Annotated in this window: 3 protein-coding genes and 1 pseudogene; 3 read left to right on the top strand and 1 reads right to left on the bottom strand. The window is 64.5% G+C overall.

Annotated elements, in window-relative coordinates; all coding sequences use genetic code 11:
- Positions 1–647, top strand: a pseudogene (locus F3H96_RS25725) (hypothetical protein); the annotation flags it as partial.
- On the opposite strand, the gene F3H96_RS25720 reads toward F3H96_RS25725, so the two are convergent.
- Positions 619–939 carry a hypothetical protein gene (locus F3H96_RS25720; RefSeq protein WP_149804478.1) on the bottom strand — a complete coding sequence of 107 codons (321 nt, stop codon included), beginning with the start codon at positions 937–939 and terminating at the stop codon, positions 619–621. The pseudogene F3H96_RS25725 and the gene F3H96_RS25720 sit on opposite strands and share 29 nt — an antisense overlap.
- Positions 940–1,506: 567 nt before the next feature.
- Here F3H96_RS25720 and F3H96_RS25715 point away from each other — a divergent pair.
- Together F3H96_RS25715 and F3H96_RS31560 are read left to right on the top strand one after the other, a co-directional pair.
- Complete coding sequence (locus F3H96_RS25715) at positions 1,507–2,298, top strand: DUF4347 domain-containing protein (protein WP_149804477.1); 792 nt, start codon at positions 1,507–1,509, stop codon at positions 2,296–2,298.
- On the top strand, positions 2,295–4,105 hold a 1,811-nt coding region (locus tag F3H96_RS31560; RefSeq protein ID WP_348530091.1), incomplete at its 3' end, for a DUF4347 domain-containing protein. The genes F3H96_RS25715 and F3H96_RS31560, both read left to right, overlap by 4 nt.

Genomic DNA, 4,105 nt, shown 5'->3' with positions numbered 1-4,105 from the left:
CGACTGGTGCAACCGGCTCCACCGGCGCAACTGGCTCGACCGGAGCTACTGGTGCGACTGGTGCGACAGGCTCGACCGGAGCTACTGGCTCGACCGGCGCCACCGGCTCGACTGGTGCGACGGGCTCCACCGGAGCGACAGGTTCGACCGGAGCAACTGGCTCGACCGGTGCTACTGGCTCGGCTGGTCCGACGGGGTCGACCGGACCGACCGGCCCAGGTGGTGACACCGGTGATCATGACCACGACCATGGCAATAACGGCTTTGGCAATGGAGATCAGGATGCACCTGGTGGTTCCGGGAACCATAACAATGGCGAAAACGGCCCTGGTCACAAAGCCAACGTCACGGCCAGCTCGCTCGGGCTCAAGGACACGACGCAATTCCTGCAGTCGAGCTCGACCGGCAACGGCGGTGATCAGGGCCATGCGTCGTTCCGCAACCTGATCGGCCTGGCGGCCACATCGGTGTCGACAGACCTGCTAAATGTCCTCAAGACGATCAGCGGATTTGGTCAGAACCAGAACAAGCCGTCGGGGGCGAGCACGGATCTCATCTCCGACCAGACAAAGCCTGGCGCCGGCTTCGCCAACAACGACCACAGCGTCAAGACGACCCTCAAGGATCTCTTGAAGCCGCATGAGTGAGCAGGAACGTTGAATAGACCAGGGACTCTGGTCCAAAATTGAGAAAACGAGCGCGCGGGTTTCGCAGGAAGGCGGGATCCGCGCGCATCCTTTCCTTCCATGGGATCGCGCAGCATCGTCCTGACGTTCTCGACCAAAATCCGTCGTCCAGCCCGGCCGTCGCTCCGGCAAAGGCGGCGAGCTGGCTGAGTGCGAACGACATTTCGCAGGATTGCCAGGAACCGAAGTGAAGCGCCAAGTCTGCGGTTTTCGAAAAGAAACCGCCCAGCTTCGGCCCCGCGATATTGGCCAAGGCATGCTGCCTTGTTCTTGGCCATTTACCAGTTCCGTACTTAATCGTTTACAAATTCCTAATTTTCACATTTACTAATTTTCGGCGTAGAGGGGGCCCACAGGTCTTACGGTCGGATGGCCGGAAGGTTTGCGAGAGAGTGAGAGTTGGGCAAAGGGGCTGGGGTTAGCAAGGCCATTTCGCGGACGATTTAGAAGGCGTGCCCTTGAGGCAGGTCTCGACGATCGCGTTTTGCCCGCCGTGGAGGCGGGCAGGTTTCCCGTCCCCGAGTTCCCTCGCGTGTTGACGCCGCAGTGTCGGCGTCACCGGTGGTGGGGGTGTGTAGTGGGTCGAGCGATATCGCGTGCGGGGCAGCCCGAGACGAATTCCGGCATCGATAGGCCACCAGCCTGTCAGCAGCCACGGGTTGCCGCAGCCGGCGACCGGCCGCTGGGTCGTCCCTGCTCTGTTCTCCCTGAAAATCACGACGTCATCGGCACCGCGCTGAGCGCACTCGACCCGGCCAAGCCCTGCGTCGCCGGCGGATGCTTTCAGCCTGAACCCAATCGGAACCGACAGGATCTCGCCATGGCCCGCGCCTCCGAACTCGTCTTCGTCGATCCCTCGGTGTCCGATCTCGGCACCATCCTTCGAAACTTGAGACCGGAGGTCGAGGCCATCGTGCTCGACGCCGAACGCCCCGCCGCGCGTCAGATGGCGCGAGCGCTTGAAGGTCGCGACGGCCTCGACGCCGTGCACGTCATCGCGCACGGCGCGCCCGGGCGCGTGAGTTTTGCTGCGGGCGAATGGTCGGCGCGGACGCTGGAGGACGAGGGGGACGATCTCGCTTCGATCGGTCAGGCGCTGGGCGGCTCCGGCGAGCTGCTTCTATGGAGCTGCAACACCGGCGCCGGCGCTGCCGGAACGAATTTTGTCGACGCACTGGCGCGCGAGACGGGAGCGCCGGTGGCGGCTGCCGACTACCTGGTCGGGTCGTCGGCGCTCGGCGGCGACTGGAAACTGAACGTGCGGACAAGGAAGGCCGCGGAGCGGCTACCGCTGACGGAGGTAGGTATGGGAATCTATGCAGGAGTTCTTGCTGCCGAAGTCAGCGTCGTCGGCACTTTGCCCGCCGGCAGCGACCCCAGACCTGTCACCTATTTCATCGTCGACCCCGCCAAGAAGTCGATTGTCGGCCAGGTGGTTCTGCCAAACGCCCTGCCGCAGCCCACGCCGGTGTCGATGACCGTCAAGGTTCCCGATGCGGCGGCACAGCTGGCCATCGGGATATTCGACGACAGCGGCGCCTTCCAGCCCTCGACAGTTCTCACCGTGGCCGCGCTCGCCAGGCCGACCGGAGCCGTGGGGCCGGCAACATGACGCCCCGGCCCCTCGCCATCTCCCAATTCGCCCAGCCGGCCAAGCCGGCTTTCGCCGTTTACATGAGCCGAATTCGAGCCAAGAAAGACCTCGCCATGGCCCGCATCTCCGAAATCCTCTTCGTCGACCGCCACGCCCCCGATCTAGCCACCATTCTTGGAAACCTGCGGCCGCAGGTCCACGCCGTCGTGCTGGATGACCGCCGCCCGGCCTCGCGCCAGATTGCGGAGGTGCTGGAGGGCTGGAGGGGCCTACAGGCGGTGCATATCATCGCCCACGGCTCGCCGGGACGGGTGCATTTCAGCGCGGGCGCCTGGTCGACCGACACGCTCGAGGATGCGGCGGACGACCTCGCGGCGATCGGCAGGGCGCTGGGCGAAGATGGTGACCTGAGGCTGTGGAGTTGCGACGTAGGGCGCGGAGAAGCGGGCCGGGTATTTGTCGAAATGCTGGAATTGGTGGCGGGCGCCGACGTGGCGGCGGCGACGACGTTGGTGGGCGCCGTTGCGTTAGGTGGACGCTGGGACTTGGCCGCAGCTGTGTCGGTAGCGCCGCCACTGACCGAAATAGGTTCAGCAAGTTATGCCGGCATACTGAGCCTCGAAGTCACGATCACCGGCTCGCTAGATCTTGCCGCCAACGTGGCCGGAACTGGATTTCCCGTTGAATATTACATAACAACTTCACCGGGTGGGGTAATTGTTGCAAGCTTTTCACTTCCATCTGAAAACGTAAGTCCTTTCACATCTGTTCTTATCATAACTAATGTTCCATCTAGCGGAACCTACACTATAACTGCGATTGTTCCGATTAACTCAAACGACAATCAGTTAGGATATGCTGTAGTACCTGCTGGAACGATTACGGTCGCGGCGTCGGGTGCTGGTACTGTTAGTGGGGCTGATGCCAGCGCCGGTAATGGCGTCTTCGCCATAACGGCCGTCTCCTCAGCATCCAACATAGGCGCCACGGGTGCAACCGGCGCCACAGGCTCGACCGGGGCCACAGGCTCGACCGGCGCCACAGGTGCGACTGGCGCTACGGGTTCGACCGGCGCCACAGGTTCAACGGGCGCCACGGGTGCGACCGGCGCCACGGGTTCAACCGGCGCTACAGGTGCGACGGGTGCGACGGGCGCTACAGGTTCAACTGGCGCCACAGGTTCAACCGGAGCCACAGGTGCGACGGGCGCTACGGGCTCAACAGGTGCGACTGGCTCGACCGGCGCAACCGGAGCCACGGGTGCAACGGGATCCACGGGCGCCACCGGCTCTACTGGTGCAACTGGCTCGACCGGCGCAACAGGTTCAACTGGAGCCACGGGCTCGACCGGCGCCACAGGTTCGACCGGCGCAACGGGTTCGACCGGCACAACCGGCGCCACAGGTGCGACCGGCGATACGGGCGCCACGGGTTCGACTGGAGCAACTGGCGCCACTGGCGCTACCGGCGATACCGGTGCAACGGGCGCCGCAGGCGCGACCGGTGATACCGGCGCAACGGGCTCGACCGGAGCAACTGGCGATACCGGCGCAACGGGAGCCACAGGCGCAACCGGTGATACGGGCGCCACAGGTTCGACTGGCGCGACTGGTGATACCGGAGCCACGGGCTCGACCGGCGCCACTGGCGATACCGGTGCGACTGGCGCCACAGGCGCCACAGGTGCGACTGGCGCAACTGGTGATACCGGCGCGACTGGCTCAACGGGCGCGACCGGTGACACCGGCGCAACTGGAGCCACAGGTGCGACCGGCGCAACTGGCGACACGGGTGCAACGGGTTCGACCGGAGCGACCGGCGACAC

Source organism: Mesorhizobium sp. NFR06, assembly GCF_900115245.1.
In the GTDB taxonomy this organism is placed as follows: domain Bacteria; phylum Pseudomonadota; class Alphaproteobacteria; order Rhizobiales; family Rhizobiaceae; genus Mesorhizobium.
The sequence above is the reverse complement of the archived record's forward strand: the minus strand, read 5'-3'. Positions and strand labels throughout refer to the sequence as shown.

What these genes read in the sequence shown, in the direction of transcription:
- F3H96_RS25715 (WP_149804477.1), top strand. Translation starts at nt 1,507, where the DNA reads ATGGCCCGCGCCTCCGAACTCGTCTTCGTCGATCCCTCGGTGTCCGAT.